Here is a 17,082-nt window from a genome sequence, read left to right on the forward strand (position 1 = left end):
TTACTCAAAAACAAATCTAAGAGTAGTTTAAGCAATAATTAAAATTAAAAACACTTATTTTATGCTAAAAAAAATTTCTCCTTATCTAGGGCAAACAAAAAAAACTCGCCGTATTAGAATCACCCTGATTTCTTGTGTATTTTTCTATTTTATATTTCTTGGGCTTATTGCGCCCGTCATCGTTCGAAGCCAAGCCACCAAGCAGATTTCTGAACTCATTCAACGACCAGTTCAGATTGAAAAAATCTCCATCAACCCATTCTGCAATAGCATAAGTATTAAAAAATTTGCTATACTTGAAACAGATAATAACGAGTTTTTAAGCTGGGAAGAATTTTACATAAACTTCGAATTGAGCTCAATTTTTACTTTCTCTTGGAACTTTAACGAGATCGCCCTAAAAAAGCCACAGGTAAAAGTTTCTCGACTTACAGCTCAGCTCTTTAACTTCAGCGACATTATCGAAACTCTCAATCAACTACCAAAACAAGAAGTTGATGAACCCACACCAATCCCACCGATTTTTATTAAATCATTTACGGTTACAGATGGGCAAGTACTTATTAAAGACCTCTCTCGAGGCAAAGAAAAGTCACTTGAAGTACCTTCCATTGATTTGAGCATCAGTAATTTCCATACCAAAATTAACAAAGATAAAAATAACCACTACGACTTTCGAATACTTACCGAACATAATGCAGGTCTACATTGGCAAGGCCAAGTTAATATCTCACCTCTAAGCTCAAAGGGGACACTAAAAATTAATGGTGCGAAGATTAAAAACATTTACGATGCCTTTGCGGACGAATTGCCCTTCACCATTGTATCGGGAGATATTGGGCTTGAACTGAACTACACAACATCTTTTGACAAGAAATTATCATTCCAGGTCAGTGATGGACAATTCACACTCGATCAATTTAATGTGGAGTACAAAGATAAGTCTCCCCTAATTCAGTTGAATGCATTGAAGATATCAGATGTATCTTATGATCTGAATTCTCAAAACCTAATTGTCCCTTTAATTGAATTCACTGATACAAACGCTTACTCAACTTTACTCGAAACGGGTCTCCCAAAATCTCTTCGTTTAACCGAATTAGATGCCTTTACACAAGCTTTGATAGGTGAACAAAAAGCTCCTCAAACAAACGCTTCTTCTCCATCAAATCAAAAAAATGGAATCAGCTTAGCAAAATCACCTATAAATTTTGTGATCAAAGAAGTACGAGGCGAGAAACTCAACGCCTACTTTACCGATGAAAGTACCCAAGAGAAACCTCACGCAAAAATTGAAGATATTGAATTCTCTTTAAAAAACTTACATAGTGAGCATGCGGAAAAATTCTCCATGGCGAGTCAATTCACCATTAATGACACCGCTAAATTTGAGCTCAATTCACAAGGTGCTCTATTTCCCATCCAAAGTACAGGCGATATTAAGCTCAATAATTTCCAGCTGGCTTTTTCTAACCCCTACCTCACTCGCTTCCAGCTACCCATAACTGTTGACCAAGGTTCCTTACTCCAAAACCTTGACTATGAAATCGCATTAAACGATGAATTTCAACTAATCAAAGGGAAGATTAAAACTGAAATCGAACTCATCGATTTTTCTGTAAAAGATGACCTCACAGATAAACTTCTTTTAAGTGATACTAAAATACTCCAAGCATATGAAGCTGTAGATCCTAACTCACGCATCCACGTTTTAGGAAGTCTCGACATCATGACGAGAGAAGCCGCAGCAGAGTTCCACATTCGTTCTATTAACCTTGCTAATGCAGCCGAGCATGTTGCCAATGAACTCCCATTCAAAGTTATCGCAGGTGAATTAGAATTCATGAGTCGTGCACAAGCTCAACTTGGAGATGATTTTCAAATCACCTCGAGTGATGGTGCCATGAATTTGAGTTCATTGCTCATTCAAGAAAGAAATGGCAAGGAACTCATTCGCCTCGATCAATTTTCAATCGATGGAATCAGCGCTGATTTAAAAGAACAGCAAGTTTCACTAGGCAAAATTGACCTCAAAGGCTTCCAAGCCAACGCCCATCTAAACCCCAAGAAAGAGTTAAATTTCATTAAGGCTACTGACTTTAGTCAATTAATAAAAAGCCTCAAGAAATATCAAGTGAAACCCGATTCAAGTACTGTACCTACACAAGAGCCACAAACAAAGGTCAAGGACAACCCCAAACCATGGCAAGTTAATGTAAACGAAATTGATTTATCCAAGATCAACCTCACTTTTTTGGATGAATCCATTAACCAAGCTGCTACACAGAGAGTCGATAATATTCACGTAAAAGTAAAGGATTTAAGCAACAAAAAAGGTCACATTTTCACGAGTTCAATTGAAGCACTCATCAACCAAGATGCTAAAGTCTCGATCAAGTCAGAAGCAGGCCTCAATCCACTAACTCTAGACTCTCACCTTATTCTTGAGCCACTCTCGCTGAAAAACTTACAAAATTATTTGGCCGAATTCCTCAATGTGAAATTGCAAGAATGTAAGATTTCTACTAACACCAAGATCTCTTATATTGACGAAAAAGCTAAGCTATCTGGAGACTTTACCAGTACCGGTTTTCAATTAAATGATTTAACAGACGAGAAGCTTTTATCCTATGAAACCTTTAAAATTAGTGGTTTTGACATCGACCCACTCATGCTCACAGTTAAAGTAGAAGAGATTCAAGTCAATGAACCAAAAATGTTCCTTGAACTCGACCCAAACATGAAACTTAATTTGGCTAGTATTCTAAAAGAAAATTCTCCTACGGAAACTCCCAAAGACCAAGTTGAAGTCAATGATAAGCCTGCAACTAAGCTCACACCTCACATCGAAATAAAAAAATTCACCCTAAACAATGCCCACGGTAAATTTAATGACTTAAGCATTAGTCCTAACTTCTCAATGTCTCTAGATAAATTTTCTGGGTCAATCAATAACATCTCTAACAACGCTCAGCAGCAATCAGACTGGTTCTTTCAGGGCTTTGTTGACAACTATGCCCCTCTCAAAATGAAAGGACAAAGCCGTTTTCTTGCAAAGCCATTCGCCTTAGACCTTAATATGACCCTCGACAATCTCGGTTTAACTGGATTCAGCCCCTATACGGGCACCTTCATTGGTTATAAACTCCAAGAAGGTCAACTCTCCTTAGACCTAGATTATAGCCTTGTAAACAATGAACTCGATGGCAAAAACAAAGTTCTCATGTCTCGCTTTGATTTGGGTAAATCCGTGGATAGTGAACAAGCGGTTAACCTACCTATAAAATTAGCCGTCGCCCTCATCCGCGACCACAAGAAAAATATCGACCTCGACCTTAATATTCACGGCGACATAAACGACCCAAGTTTTAGTGTTCTCAATTTATTGTGGAAAGTTTTTTCAAACATCATTGTCAAGGCCGCTACATCTCCATTCAGCCTACTTGCGAACCTCGCAAATAGTGGCGAAGAAGACCTTAATCTAATTGAATTTGAAGCTGGAAAAGTAAGTCTTACTGAAACTGAACAAGCAAAATTACGTACCCTTAGTAGTGCTTTAGAAAAACGTCCAACTTTGGGACTAAATATTACGGGCTATCATGAATACGTCAGTGATACAGAGCAACTCAAACATGCTCAACTTGAGAAAAGAATTGAGAAAAAAATAGCCGTATTAAGGAGCGACAAACCCAACTTAGAAAATGCAAACGCCCTTGCACTCGCCCAAATATATGAAGACGAGAGTGGGGAAAGTATGAATGCATTACTAGCCTCGCAAGAACAAGTTGATAACACTAGTAAAAGCCAAGTACTCACCACCCCTCAAAATGAAAAAAACATTCGCTCAAGTCGAATCAGAGTTGGTGGAAGCAAATTCCGTAACCGCCGTAAAACGACTAAAGCCAAAACAACAAAACCAGAGCTAGTCAGCAATAAGCAAGCTGAATCAGCCGAGGATGAGGCTCAAGCTCAGGAAAAAGCTCCTCAAGTGAATATTGAAGAACTGGCTCGCACTTTCTTACTTGAACGTATTGAGATATCAAAAGACGAGCTTGATCAACTCGCCTTAAATCGAGCACAAGTTGTGAAACAATTTTTAATTGACGAACTTAAAGTACCCGCCTCGCGAGTTTTTCTTTTAGCCCCAAAAGAAGAGTTAAATCAGAAGACAGTTGAACTCAACATTGAGGCTCTCTAAAATTCTATTAGAAAATCCTCAGAATTTCATGGCAACTCAGGTCCCACCACTAAATGCTCGGGATTGTCATCGATAATCTCATATTTTTTATGGCATTGATGACAAGTAAAGAATTTCTTATTGACACTTTCTTCCGTTTCCACTTGGCGAACGTGTTTGCAACTCTGTGGTTTTTCTACTAAACATGTTGGGCAGTTTAACATAAACATTGACATAGCATTTCTCCTTTGACGTTAATTCGTGTACAAATATACAAAAACACTTCAATTAAAAGAACGGAAACTTATTCTCCACATTTTGGTACTTAGACACAAAGAAAACTAGCAAACAATGCATATAAAATCTCATCAACAGGCTTTGTGAGAGTTTATAGCTGCATGTACAATTAAAGAAAAGGGAATCAAAACTATGAAAGTCCTCACAATTTTAATACTAAGCTTACTTAGTTCATGCACTTTCCACACAGACAATGGGCTTGACCTTTTAGGCGAATCTAAAAACTGGAAAACATCTAATTATGGAAGTGGTGGTGAGTTCAAGCTCGCAAGTAAGCTTGCTACACTCGAAATGGGCGACCCCATATGCGGTATGACTTGGGCGGGCCAAGAACTTCCTAAAAATAATTACCAAATCGAACTGGAAGCCAAACGTACACAAGGTAACGACTTCTTTGTCGGACTAACTTTCCCCATTAAAGAGCAATTCTGTAGCCTCATCATTTCAGGCTGGGGTGGCACCGTCACTGGCCTGTCTTCTATCGATGGCGTGGACGCCTCTGAAAATGAGACGAGTTGTGATATAGAAATCAACAATCATCAATGGTACAAAATCAAACTCGTCGTCAGCAACAAAGCTATTACTGTGGATGTGGATGGCAAGCAAATTATTTACTACCCCACTCAAAACCGAACTTTCTCAATCCGTCCAGAAGTTGAACCAAGCAAGCCACTCGGACTCGCCACTTTTTACACCGCAGCTCAATACCGGAATTTCTATCTCAAAAAGCTCGACTAAGATTTCTCTAAATGATGACGAAACAGTTTCCTTGCCACACCTTCTGCTAAACCAACTTTTGGAACAATAATTTCATCCACCCCTGCTTGGCGCATGGCCTCTAAGTAGATGTTGGATGCGGGGATAATGACGTCTGCACGGTCTGTCTTCAACTTCTCTTCTTCGACTAATTCTTTATAAGTAAACTGCTTCAAATACTCGACTTTCTCCTCGAAATCTTTCAAGGATAAAACCTTATTATTGCGAACCCCACAAAGCCTGTGCATTTTATTAATGTTTCCGCCGGTTCCAATCGCACGGCTTGGCTGATATTTTTTCGCGTACTTCTTTATCCATTGCTGAAACTTGGTCCACTCATCTTGATCAACAGAATTTTGACAACGTACAGAGCCTAGACGAAACGATTTTGCCTCACAGCGCTCACCGTGGTTAAGAAAAGTGATTTCTGTACTTCCTCCACCCACATCAATCGTCATATAAGAACCAGTTGTATCTACTTGCTCGCAGAGAAAAATACTCTCAAAAATCATCTCGGCTTCCTCATCCCCCGAAATCAATTCAATCTCAACTTCCACCTGAGACTTAACCAATTCAATAAGCGCACCCCCATTATCTGCTTCACGCATTGCGGAGGTCGCAACTAAGCGATAGTCAGTCACTTCATGAATCATACATAAATGTTTGAAGGCATGGGACATGCTCAAGACATTACTCACTTTTGCTAAAGAAATTTTGCCATCTTTAAATACGTCTTCACCTAAACGAATCGGGAGCCGTAAATAAGAGAGTTTTTTCATCAAAATCTCGTCACCATGAATCTGATCAATACCATAAAAAGTACTGCGAATCGCATTGGACCCAATATCGACTACCGCTACTTTCATTAAACTTCCTCGCGGCGAATCATGATATATTTTGACCAAAAATCTACGCTTTCTTGATAAGCTTTACGATCAATCGCAACACCCGAGCCTCCCTCTTCAACGCCTAAAGCATTTCGCATTGAAGTAATTGGTCTCATAGGTTCTACTTCTTTTGTCGCTGCACCATTAATCGAAACAATTGCCCAATCCGCATTAACTTTATCACCCTCTTTTTCCATCTGCTCACGTGAATAAAGGATGAGATGCACCCATTCCGCACGACTTGGGTTGATACCGCTTACCCAATCAACCAAAACGGCTAACTCATTTTCATTTCTCGCTTCATAAGCACAGTGCAGTTCCGCACCAAGTTTTTTAGCTTCCTCACGTTCAATTGTTAGACTTTCCAAGTCCGGAAAAATGTACCCCTCTGATTCAGAGTGATTTTTTAAAACTGCAATACAACAAAAGTCAGCATAGCCTGGAATAACTTCATAAGGAACTTTAGCTAAGTCAATCATCTTATTAACCATGGCTTCATTTACTCGAGTTCCATAAAAATCTTTCTTGTATTGCCTTTCAGCAAACTCACACATCTCAATATTCATTGCTTTGACCTTTTTTATTCGCTTTTATCAGTTTATATTGTGTCTTGTTTTTCACACTACTTACTTAGGGAGTTTTTTCACATCATGGACAAAGCTAAACTTAAAAATTTCGGTGGAAGTCGACAGTTTGTTATTGAATGTGCTGAAGACATTGCCTTGCTTCCTGAACTTCATGAAGCGTTCTGGATGTGCACCAGCGCACCATGCCAACATCTCAACTTTCCCGAAAGTATCAAAACTCTTCTCGACCGCAATAAATCCGGACGTATTTTTTCTGAAGACATCATTCACTTCTCAAAACATATCTTAGCTCATTACGATTCATTAGAAGCCTTTGACGAAAAAAGTGATCAGCTCAACTTTTCCCACCTGAAAACCGATAAGCAAGAGCTCGTTGATTGTGCAGAAGAAGTATGCAAAAACCTTAATCTAACTGATCCCAAGTTAATTAAGCTAAATGATTTAGAAAACGACAAGCTACTTCTTTCTCGTGGCACTCGCAATGGCGATGGCGTCATCCCCGCAGAGGACCTTGAGGACAAAGAACTTCGATCAACTGCTGAGCTTATCGTCAAAACTTGCGAGAACTCGCAAGACGTCTCAGGAAGAGATGGCTTTGGTCAGGCAGCTTTGGATTCCTTCCACAAACAAGTCGTCGATTACCTCAATTGGATTGATGAAGGCGAAAAACATGAGCTCAGCTTCAAGGATCACATCGATGAGATCTGGGAGCTTTACACAAAACTACACGATCATATCGATCACTTTTTCCAAGCTAGAAAAGCACTCGAATATTGCGAATCCATGGACAAAGGACTCTCAACCTCAGACATTAAAAGCGAATGCTTTGAGAATAGCTTAAAAGTAGATGATGAACTCGCGATACTGCCCTTGAGTCCGATTAAAAAATTTAATTCACTTAGACCCGGCAATCCCCTAAACCCACTTCATCAAAAAACATTTCAAAAATTCTTTAAGGAATACCTCAATAAAATTCTCGGACGACAAGTCATTGAGCTCAATGAAAAAATTTGGGAAGAAACTAAAAGTGCATTAGATAGCTATTCAAAATGGATGGGTAAGCGCCCTCAAGGTGAAGTCAGCCACTTAGATGAGCAAACTTTGAGGGATTATCTCGATAAAGAGCATTACGAAACACTGGGTCAGATCATTCACGAAGACCTAATCTTAGGCGAAAAACTTAGACTTCGAAACCAACTTAAAGACCTCATCATCCTACAGCAATATTTCGTAGATTTCTGCAATAATTTCGTCAATTATAAATATTTTTACATCCCGAAAAAACGCGCAGCCTTTGAAGCTGGAACACTTATTCTTGATGGTCGTGTCTTTGACCTCTCGATTCCAGTTTCCAATGTTAATGAACATAGCAAAGTCGCCAAAAGTTCGGGAATGTTTTGCATCTACCTTAAAATAAACAAAAAGAATGATAACGAACCTCAGTACATTTGTGCACCTGTTTGCGCTCTCCGCAACAAAGTAAATACTGTTGGCAAACGCGGTATTTTAATCACCCTCAATGGCGATCATCGCGATGCTCAAATTGTTAAAATTATCGACACCCCTGTAAGCCTTGTTGATTCCATGGTCAACCCCTTCAGGAAGATCTCAAACTTAATTGTAAGTTCAATCGAAAAAATCAGCTCAAGCTCTGAAAAAAACCTAGAAAAACAGGTTAATTCAAGCACGTCAAACATTCAAAAAGAGCTCAATGCGCCTGCTGCGAAGAACACTAGCAACGCAAGCTCTTCACGAGATCTCATTTTTACTTTTGCCGCACTAGGATCATCTTTCACTTACATCATTGCCAAACTTTCGTCTTTTAATGTATCAGATGTTTTCAATGGAGTCTTTAATGCCTTGCTCATCATACTCATCCCCACATTTATCATCAGCTTGGTAAAGTTAAGCAAGCGCAACTTGAGTAGCATCATCGAAGCTTCAGGTTTCGCTCTTAACCATCCTTTACGTTTGACTAAGGAACTTTCAAAAGCTTTTGCTTATCGCAGAGAAATCAATCAAGACTTATTTGATCAAGATAAAGTCCAAATTATAGAACACCTCAACCGTAAACTTTAGATTAAAAAACTATTGCCAAAATATTTTTTCTTCATATCTAAAGAAAGAAGTGAAAGATTTCACTCTGAGCTGTGAACATATTTATAGACATAATAAAAAACTTAAGGACCGCCCATGAGATTCATTATCCCTCTTCTTCTTTTTGCTCTGAATCTTTCTGCTGCAGATAAACCCAATATTATTTATATCCTTGCCGATGACCTCGGCTATGGAGACCTAGGCTGTTATGGCCAAAAAGTTATTCAAACTCCCCATTTAGACAAAATGGCAGCGAACGGAATGAAATTCACGCAACATTACTCAGGCAGTACTGTTTGTGGCCCTTCACGTAGCTGTTTACTGGAGGGTAAACACTCAGGTAACACTTACGTTCGTGGAAATGGTATGCTCCAAATGCGCCAAGATCCCCACGATTTGATTTTTCCAAAAGCTCTTCAAAAGGCAGGTTATCACACAGCCATGATCGGCAAATCGGGCATGGGTTGTAATACCGACGATGCGGCTCTCCCCTACCAAAAAGGCTTTGATTATTTTTTCGGATTCACTTCACACACACAAGCCCACTGGTTTTTCCCCACCCACCTATGGAAAAATGATGGTAAAGTCACCAAGGTTGAATACCCGAACAATACACTTCACGAAGGCGACAACTACAGCTCTGAAGTGGTCATGAATGAAGCCCTCGATTACGTTGAGAGACAGAAAGATGGTCCTTTTTTCCTTCACCTCGCCTTTCAAATCCCCCATGCGAGTTTACGTGCCAAAGAAGAATGGAAAGCCAAATATCGTCCAATCCTAAAAGAAAAGCTTTTACCGAAAAAGGACAAGCACCCCCACTACTCTTACGAGCGCGAACCTAAGACAACTTTTGCAGCGATGGTGTCCTACATGGATCACAATGTTGGGCTACTTAATAAAAAACTCGAAGACTTAGGTCTTGCTGAAAACACACTCATCATGTTTGCCAGCGATAATGGCGCCATGCAGGAAGGCGGTCACAAACGCGATAGCTTTGACTCCAATGGCGTCCTACGTGGTGGCAAACGCGACATGTATGAAGGTGGTGTTCGAACACCTATGATTGCCTATTGGCCAGGGAAAATCAAAGCTGGTCAAACAAGTGATCACATTTCTGCCTTTTGGGATATTTCACCCACTGTTCGTGAGCTCGCTGGTGCAAAAGTCCAAGAAGATACTGATGGCATTTCATTTGTCCCCACACTCTTAGGCAAAGGCTCACAAACTAAACATGACTACCTCTATTGGGAATTTTTTGAACAAGGTGGCAAGCGCGCCATCAGAATGGGTAAATGGAAATTAATTTTGTATAAAACCAACACTGACCTCAACCCAAAAATGGAACTCTTTGATTTAGAAGCTGATATTTCTGAGCAAAAAGACCTTTCAAAACAACTGCCCGAAAAAGTTTCGGCTCTTCTTAAGCTTATGGATAAGGCACACACACCAGCAGAAAATCCTACTTTTAAATTTGCTTCTGAACGTACGCCTGAAGAATTACAACGCCTGAAAAAATCCAAAAAGAAAAAGAATAACAAAAAGTAATCCTAGCAGACTTTCTCAATTAAGATTTGGAGTAGAGTAAAAAACTTTGCTTCAAACACTTGACTTACACGAGTAAGGCTACTAATTTACTCCTGTAAACTTCTCCCGCTCCTTTTTTGAGGAGCTTTTTTTAAATCGCTTGCTTAACAGGTGTAAGGTATGATTTCAATGCAGGAACTCGCAGAAATCTGTGGTTATTCACGGGTAAGTGTCTCTGCTGCACTCAATGGCAAAGGAGGAATCTCCGAAAATGCCCGAGAAAAAATCTTACGTATTGCCAAAGAACATAACTATACCCCAAATAAAATGGCCCATGCCTTAAAGGGGCTTCCATCTTATTTGATCGGCATGTTGATTCGCGACCTCAGCAATCCCTTTTACACACAAATGATAAAAATCATTGATGACCACCTTCACAAAAAAGGCTATAGCCTCATCGTTTTAAATTCAATGGCAGACCTCGAGCGCGAGAAAAAAGCTCTACAAACTCTCTATTCCTATAATGTCGATGGTTTATTTATTGCGCCTTTCGCAAAAGATAATGCCGTAGATAATATCACCTCCATTGTGGGCAATCACAAAAAACCCGTCATTATGCTCGATAATCTCAGCCGTGATATTGGTTCGATGTCAATTGGTTTTAATAATCGCAGTGGCGCTTTTGAAGCGACTCAATATTTAATTGATTGTGGACATACCGAAATTTCTTACTTAGCTGGCCCCGAGAGTTCTCTTTCTTACCGAGAGCGTTCCGCCGGTTTTATGAACTGTATGCAAAAAAATGAGCTCACTATTAACTCAAACAGTATTTTCCCTTGTGGCTCATCAGCTGAAGATGGTTACACCGCCGCTCTTTCTTTACTCAAAACAAAAAATCGCCCTAGCGCCTTATTTTGTTTTAATGATTATATCGCTGTCGGGGTCTACCGAGCTGCACAAGAACTCAAACTAAACATCCCTCAAGATCTTTCAATCATCGGTTTTGACAATATCAATCTTACAAAACTTTTATCACCTGCTTTGAGCACTGTAAATATTCACATCGATAACGTGGCACGAGATGCCGCTAAAAACATGCTCAAATTCCTAAAAGATGAAAACTATTCACCACAAACAAAAAACCACATTTTTGAACCCGAACTCATCAAACGAGATTCGGTGCGCAATTTAAAGAAATAATTTTACAAACAAGGAGAAATAACAACATGAATAACACAGTAACAATCATCTCATTTTTGGTCTTTACTGGCCTAGTGGGATTAGCGACTTGGCTAATTACCAAGAAAGATGACCACGAAAGTAGCGATGGTTACTTCCTTGGTGGACGTAGTCTCACCTTCCCCCTGATTGCGGGATCCTTACTCTTAACTAACCTTTCGACAGAACAGCTCGTCGGCCTAAATGGCGCCGCTTTTCAGCATGGCTTCCACGTTATGGTTTGGGAAGTTTTTGCAGTTGTAGCTCTCGTCCTCATGGCATTATTTTTCCTACCAAAATTTCTCCGCTCAGGTATCGCCACAGTACCTCAATATCTCGGAGTAAGGTTCGATAATCAAACTCGTACGATAGTCGATATCATCTTCCTTCTTGCCTACGCAGTTATCTTACTCCCTCTTGTTCTCTATTCAGGTGCTAAAGGCCTCTCCAATATGCTTGATGTACAAGCACTCACAGGTATTAACAGTGAAATGGGTGTGCTCTGGTTTATGGTTGTTCTTATTGGTATCTTGGGCTCTATATACGCTCTTTTTGGTGGGCTTCGTACTGTTGCCGTTTCCGACACTATTAATGGCGCTGGTCTATTAATCGGCGGTTTTCTTATTGCATATTTTGGCTTAAAAGCCGTTGGTGATGGTAATGGTGCTATTGCTGGCTGGAATACTTTAATGGAAACTGAGCCTGCTCGCTTCAACTCAATTGGTGGTAAAAAAGATAACGTCCCGTTTAGTACCATATTTACTGGTGTTGTTCTTCTTAATCTATTCTACTGGTGTACTAACCAGCAAATCATCCAACGTACTTTTGGTGCCTCTAGTCTAGCTGAAGGCCAAAAGGGCGTACTTCTCACTGGAGGTCTTAAACTTCTAGGACCTATATACCTTGTCATCCCAGGAATGATAGCTTTCCATCTTTATGGTCACCTAGGGATAGGTAATGACGATGCCTATGGAACCCTCGTGAAAAATGTTCTACCTGGTCCACTTACAGGTTTTTTTGCCGCTGTAATGGTTGGTGCAATTCTTTCTTCCTTTAACTCTGCACTCAACTCAACATGTACAATTTTCTCTTTAGGTATATATCCAAAAATCAAAAAAGATGCTACTGAAGATGAAGTAGTAAAATCAGGCAAATTATTTGGTCTTGTTATTGCGATCTCTTCAATTTTAATTGCTCCAATGCTTGCAGGGCAACAAAGCCTTTTTGATTATCTTCAAGCAATGAATGCCATCTACTTTATTCCGCTATTTTCTGTAATCCTCGTAGGCATGCTTACTAAACGTGTCCCTGCTATCGCAGCAAAAATTGGTATTGCCTTCGGTTTTATAAGCATTATGACTGGCTACTTCGTACCACCAGTAAAAGAAGCTTTATCTGGAATTAATAATTTCCATTTTCTCGGCATGGTTTTCGCGAGTATAATTATACTCATGCTCATTATTGGGAAAGTGGCGCCTCGTGAAACCGACTTCATTCAAGAAGATGTAAAAGCTGTCGACATGACTGCTTGGAAACATGCTAAACTGACCGGTGGCATCCTTATTGTTCTAGTGGGAATAATCTATGCAATATTTGCAGATTTTTCTGCTCTAAGTAAAGACTATAACAACCCTGAAGGTAATGCTAAATACGAACAATACCAAAAAGCTGCCGAAGAACGTAAAAAGATTGAAAACGCTATACCAGATGCCGATGCTCCAGTAGAAGCACCAGCTCTGGAGCCGCAATAATTAATTAAATCCTAAAACAAAGGCAAGCCTCACTTAACATGGGGCTTGTATGAAATAAACTATGAGCCAAAATAACCTTCCACTCTTTTCCGAAACATTCGGATGCTCTCCAGACCTTCTTGCGCAGGCCCCAGGCCGTCTAGAAGTTCTCGGTAATCATACGGATTATAACGAGGGCTATGTCCTCTCCACTGCTGTAAATTGCACAACTCAGATTAGCTTTCGCAAGATAGAAGGCGAGACTTGCAAAGTTTCCAGTCCATTCATGAACGATGGTATTCGCGAGTTCAAACTCAGTAAAATTGCAGAACCCGCAGAGGGAAAAGATTGGACCAATTATATCCGCGGCACAGTTGTTGCCCTACAAGAACGCGGATATGAAATTGGTGCTTTTGAGGCTCTAGTCACTTCAAATGTCCCACTTTCTGCTGGCATGAGTAGCTCAGCCTCGCTGGAAATGACTTTAGTAACTGGTCTTGATGAACTTTATTCACTCGGCCTCACAAATAAAGAAAAAGCTCTTGTGGGTCAGGCATGTGAAAACAATTACATCGGCGCTAATACTGGTCTCATGGATCAACTTACTTCACTTTCTGGTCAAGAAGGTCAACTAGTTATTAGTGAATACCGCGATATCACTGTCAATCACACCCCACTCCCAACCGAGTTAGCACTTGTTGTCCTAAATTCACATGTGGCACACGATTTAAGCCTCGAATATAACGAACGCCGTGAACAGTGCGAAAACGCCGTAGCCACACTCCAAAAATTTAAGCCTGAAATCAAAGCCCTTCGCGATGTCGATCTCGACTTTCTCCTTAGTCACAAAAACGATTTAGCTGAAAATGATTTCAAACGTGCTCTCCATGTTGTAGGCGAAAACGCTCGAGTTCATCAAGCCCAAGAGTTTTTGAAAAATGCTGATTATGCCGCTTTCGGGCAGTTGCTTTTCGAATCTCATCAAAGCTCAATGGATAATTTTGAAAATTCATGTCCTGAACTCGACTCACTCATCGAAATTGCCAAAGCTTCACCCCTTTGTCTTGGTGCTCGTCTGAGTGGTGGTGGTTTTGGCGGTATCTCCATACATTTAGTGAAAAATAATGATTCTAAACAATATGCTAAAGAAACTGCACTTGCATACAAAGAAAAATCGGGTAAAGAAATACAAACCATTATCTGTCAAGCCGCACAAGGTGCTCTGACTAAAAAAATCTAGGGGGATTTTCTCATGAAAAAAATACTTGTTACAGGTGGAGCGGGTTACATTGGCTCACACACTTGCCTTGAACTTCTCAACTCTGGTTATGAAGTTGTCGTTGTCGATGATCTCTCTAACTCAGTCACTGAATCATTAACTCGTGTTGAACAACTAGCTAATGGTAAAAAAATCAAATTCCATAAAGTTGATCTACTCGACAAAGAAGCACTCAATGAGGTATTTGTTAAAGAAGGCAATGTTCATGCAGTTATTCATTTTGCCGCAAAAAAAGCCGTTGGTGAATCTGTTGAGAAACCTCTCTATTACTACTCAAATAACATCACTGGCTCACTCAACCTTTTTGAAGTCATGAAAGCCAACAATGTGGATAAAATCGTTTTCAGTTCATCTGCTACCGTATACGGCGACCCTGAATCTGTACCGATTAAAGAAGATGCTCATATCGGCGCAACAAATCCATATGGCCACACCAAAGCTATGATGGAGCAAATCCTCATGGATACTGGCAAAGCTACTGATTGGGGCGTTGCACTGCTTCGTTACTTTAATCCTGTTGGAGCTCATGAATCAGGCACTATCGGCGAAGACCCTGAATACCCCAACAATCTCCTCCCTTTTGTCAGTCAGGTTGCCGCTGGCATTCGCGAGCAAGTGACGATTTTTGGCGATGACTACGATACTCCCGACGGCACAGGTGTGCGCGATTACATCCACGTCGTTGACCTGGCCCAAGCTCACGTAAAATCAATCGAAAAACTCGACACTCAAGACAAAGGCACGCTTATTTATAATATTGGTACGGGCCGCGGCTACTCAGTTAAAGAAATGGTCGAAGCCTTCCGCCGCATTTCTGGCCAAGAGATCAAAGCTGTGGTTGGCCCACGTCGCGAAGGTGATATTGGTGAATGTACTGCTGATGCCACTCTCGCAAACAATGACTTAGCTTGGCACGCTAAATACGACTTGGATGACATGATTGCTTCCGCCTGGAAATGGCAATCAGAAAATCCAAACGGTTACAAATAAGGGGCTCCATCATGATAGATCAAGCCGAGCTCGCCGGACTCAAAGCCAACTGGGAGCATTTCTCTAAAACTCAACAAGAACTTTTTTCAGTGCTCATCGAGAACAAACAAACGCACCTCTTTGCAGATTGGGATGCGCCCGGAACTAATGATGATGCAAAAGCTGACTTTGCCGAGACTCTCGAGAAAACCAACGCCAATTACCCTGGTGGCCTTACTGCGTACATCGCAAACGCTCAAACCTTACTCGCTGAAGCCAAAGAAGGAAAAAACCCTTTCGAAGGACTCACACCTGAGCAACCGAGTAAAGTCGACCTTTCCAAATTCGGACCGGAATATGATCGCTACGAAGAAATTGGCGTCAAACAATTCGAGAAAACGGGAATCGTCATGGTTGCTGGTGGACTAGGCGAGCGCCTTGGTTACAACGGCATCAAAATTGATATTGCTGTGGAAACCCTTGAATCCACTCCCTACATCTCCCATTACGCTCAATGCATCAAAGCCATGGAAGCACGTATGGAAAGCCCTCGATTAATTCCTTTTATCATTATGGTTTCCCGCGATACTGGTCCCAAAACTATGGAAACACTTGAGAGTAACAATTACTTTGGTCTGCAAAAAGAACAGGTACATATTCTTCGTCAAGAACTTGTTCCTGCGATTGCCGACAACGATGGGTCACTCGCTCTCAAAGAAAAATATCAGCTTATCCTCAAGCCCCACGGCCACGGTGACATTCACATGTTACTCTACACCAGTGGACTTGCTAAAAAGCTCCACAAGGAAGGCATCGAGCATTTCCTCTTTATTCAGGATACTAATGGCCAAGTCTTTAACGCAGCTCCTGCCGCACTCGGTGTTTCTGTAGAAAAAGACTATGATTTCAACTCTATCGCAGTGAATCGTGTCCCAGGCGAAGCCGTTGGTGGCCTCGCAAGACTCGTAGGCAATGGAACTGACCTCACACTCAATGTTGAGTACAATCAACTCGACCCACTTCTCCGCGCCACTGTCAGCCCAGAGGGAGATGTTCCCAATGAACAAGGTTACTCTATGTTCCCAGGTAACATCAATGTACTCTGTATTAAGCTGAGTTCTTACGTTCGCATTCTCGAAGATTCTCAGGGAATTATTGCCGAATTCGTCAACCCAAAATACGCTGATGAAAGCAAGACCACGTTCAAAAAACCCACGCGCCTTGAGACCATGATGCAGGATTTACCCAAGCTCTTCAGCCCCGCTGAAAAAGTCGGTGTCTCAATCTTTGCTCGTGAATGGTGCTTCTCGGCAAACAAAAACAATATTGTCGATGCCGCAGCTAAACATGCCGCAGGCAGTCCTCCTGAATCAAGTGCCACCGCAGAAGATCACTTCTACCTAGTGGGTCGCCAGCGTCTAACTGAAGCCGGTGTTGAAATTGAAGAAGCCGCACAAGAACTCATCCTCGGCGTTCCCTTTACGCAAGGCCCCAAAGTTATCTTGCGCCCTTCTTTTGCCATGACTCTAGCCGAAGCTAAAGAAAAAATCACTGGCGGTTC

At 41.0% G+C, this 17,082-nt stretch carries 12 protein-coding genes; 9 read left to right on the forward strand and 3 right to left on the reverse strand.

What is annotated here, in order from left to right; translation table 11 throughout:
* Positions 1-61 precede the first annotated feature (61 nt).
* Positions 62-4,198, forward strand: a complete 4,137-nt coding sequence (locus tag LNTAR_RS22985) for a DUF748 domain-containing protein (RefSeq protein WP_007281176.1) — start codon at positions 62-64, stop codon at positions 4,196-4,198.
* 26 nt (positions 4,199-4,224) lie between these two features.
* On the opposite strand, the gene LNTAR_RS22990 is transcribed toward LNTAR_RS22985, so the two are convergent.
* A complete protein-coding gene (locus LNTAR_RS22990) occupies positions 4,225-4,413 on the reverse strand; it encodes a hypothetical protein (protein WP_007281177.1) in 189 nt (62 codons plus the stop codon).
* 193 nt (positions 4,414-4,606) lie between these two features.
* Here LNTAR_RS22990 and LNTAR_RS22995 point away from each other — a divergent pair, with 193 nt between their 5' ends.
* Positions 4,607-5,212 (forward strand): 3-keto-alpha-glucoside-1,2-lyase-like domain-containing protein, encoded by a 606-nt coding sequence (locus LNTAR_RS22995; protein WP_007281178.1) that lies wholly within the window; start codon positions 4,607-4,609, stop codon positions 5,210-5,212.
* On the opposite strand, the gene LNTAR_RS23000 is transcribed toward LNTAR_RS22995, so the two are convergent.
* Both LNTAR_RS23000 and LNTAR_RS23005 read right to left on the reverse strand, forming a co-directional pair.
* The gene (locus LNTAR_RS23000; RefSeq protein WP_007281179.1) at positions 5,209-6,096 is read right to left on the reverse strand and encodes a Ppx/GppA phosphatase family protein; all 888 of its coding nucleotides are present in this window, start codon (positions 6,094-6,096) and stop codon (positions 5,209-5,211) included. The genes LNTAR_RS22995 and LNTAR_RS23000 overlap by 4 nt on opposite strands.
* The gene (locus LNTAR_RS23005) at positions 6,096-6,683 is read right to left on the reverse strand and encodes a DUF3228 family protein (RefSeq protein WP_007281180.1); all 588 of its coding nucleotides are present in this window, start codon (positions 6,681-6,683) and stop codon (positions 6,096-6,098) included. Before LNTAR_RS23005 ends, LNTAR_RS23000 begins: the two co-directional genes overlap by 1 nt.
* A gap of 84 nt (positions 6,684-6,767) precedes the next feature.
* Between LNTAR_RS23005 and LNTAR_RS23010 the strand changes: the two genes are divergently transcribed.
* The 7 genes from LNTAR_RS23010 to LNTAR_RS23040 form a co-directional block, all read left to right on the forward strand.
* Complete coding sequence (locus LNTAR_RS23010) at positions 6,768-8,783, forward strand: hypothetical protein (RefSeq protein WP_007281181.1); 2,016 nt, start codon at positions 6,768-6,770, stop codon at positions 8,781-8,783.
* Positions 8,784-8,897: 114 nt separating this feature from the next.
* Positions 8,898-10,346, forward strand: a complete 1,449-nt coding sequence (locus LNTAR_RS23015) for an arylsulfatase (protein ID WP_007281182.1) — start codon at positions 8,898-8,900, stop codon at positions 10,344-10,346.
* Between the two features lie 159 nt (positions 10,347-10,505).
* Entirely contained in the window at positions 10,506-11,525 is a 1,020-nt protein-coding gene (locus LNTAR_RS23020; RefSeq protein WP_202944972.1) for a substrate-binding domain-containing protein, read from the forward strand.
* Between the two features lie 26 nt (positions 11,526-11,551).
* Positions 11,552-13,294 (forward strand): solute:sodium symporter family transporter, encoded by a 1,743-nt coding sequence (locus LNTAR_RS23025; RefSeq protein ID WP_007281184.1) that lies wholly within the window; start codon positions 11,552-11,554, stop codon positions 13,292-13,294.
* Positions 13,295-13,355: 61 nt separating this feature from the next.
* On the forward strand, positions 13,356-14,513 hold the full coding sequence (galK, locus tag LNTAR_RS23030; protein WP_007281185.1) for a galactokinase: 1,158 nt from the start codon (positions 13,356-13,358) through the stop codon (positions 14,511-14,513).
* Between the two features lie 12 nt (positions 14,514-14,525).
* A complete protein-coding gene (gene galE, locus LNTAR_RS23035) occupies positions 14,526-15,542 on the forward strand; it encodes a UDP-glucose 4-epimerase GalE (protein WP_007281186.1) in 1,017 nt (338 codons plus the stop codon).
* Between the two features lie 11 nt (positions 15,543-15,553).
* The coding region (locus LNTAR_RS23040) for a UTP--glucose-1-phosphate uridylyltransferase (protein ID WP_007281187.1) at positions 15,554-17,082 on the forward strand (1,529 nt) is incomplete at its 3' end.

The sequence above is a fragment of the Lentisphaera araneosa HTCC2155 genome (assembly GCF_000170755.1).
Lineage (GTDB): Bacteria > Verrucomicrobiota > Lentisphaeria > Lentisphaerales > Lentisphaeraceae > Lentisphaera > Lentisphaera araneosa.

Excerpts from the sequence above, each read along its gene's own strand:
- LNTAR_RS22985 (WP_007281176.1), top strand. The coding sequence starts at position 62 with ATGCTAAAAAAAATTTCTCCTTATCTAGGGCAAACAAAAAAAACTCGC.
- LNTAR_RS22990 (WP_007281177.1), bottom strand. The coding sequence starts at position 4,413 with ATGTCAATGTTTATGTTAAACTGCCCAACATGTTTAGTAGAAAAACCA.
- LNTAR_RS22995 (WP_007281178.1), top strand. The coding sequence starts at position 4,607 with ATGAAAGTCCTCACAATTTTAATACTAAGCTTACTTAGTTCATGCACT.
- LNTAR_RS23000 (WP_007281179.1), bottom strand. The coding sequence starts at position 6,096 with ATGAAAGTAGCGGTAGTCGATATTGGGTCCAATGCGATTCGCAGTACT.
- LNTAR_RS23005 (WP_007281180.1), bottom strand. The coding sequence starts at position 6,683 with ATGAATATTGAGATGTGTGAGTTTGCTGAAAGGCAATACAAGAAAGAT.
- LNTAR_RS23010 (WP_007281181.1), top strand. The coding sequence starts at position 6,768 with ATGGACAAAGCTAAACTTAAAAATTTCGGTGGAAGTCGACAGTTTGTT.
- LNTAR_RS23015 (WP_007281182.1), top strand. The coding sequence starts at position 8,898 with ATGAGATTCATTATCCCTCTTCTTCTTTTTGCTCTGAATCTTTCTGCT.
- LNTAR_RS23020 (WP_202944972.1), top strand. The coding sequence starts at position 10,506 with ATGATTTCAATGCAGGAACTCGCAGAAATCTGTGGTTATTCACGGGTA.
- LNTAR_RS23025 (WP_007281184.1), top strand. The coding sequence starts at position 11,552 with ATGAATAACACAGTAACAATCATCTCATTTTTGGTCTTTACTGGCCTA.
- galK (WP_007281185.1), top strand. The coding sequence starts at position 13,356 with ATGAGCCAAAATAACCTTCCACTCTTTTCCGAAACATTCGGATGCTCT.
- galE (WP_007281186.1), top strand. The coding sequence starts at position 14,526 with ATGAAAAAAATACTTGTTACAGGTGGAGCGGGTTACATTGGCTCACAC.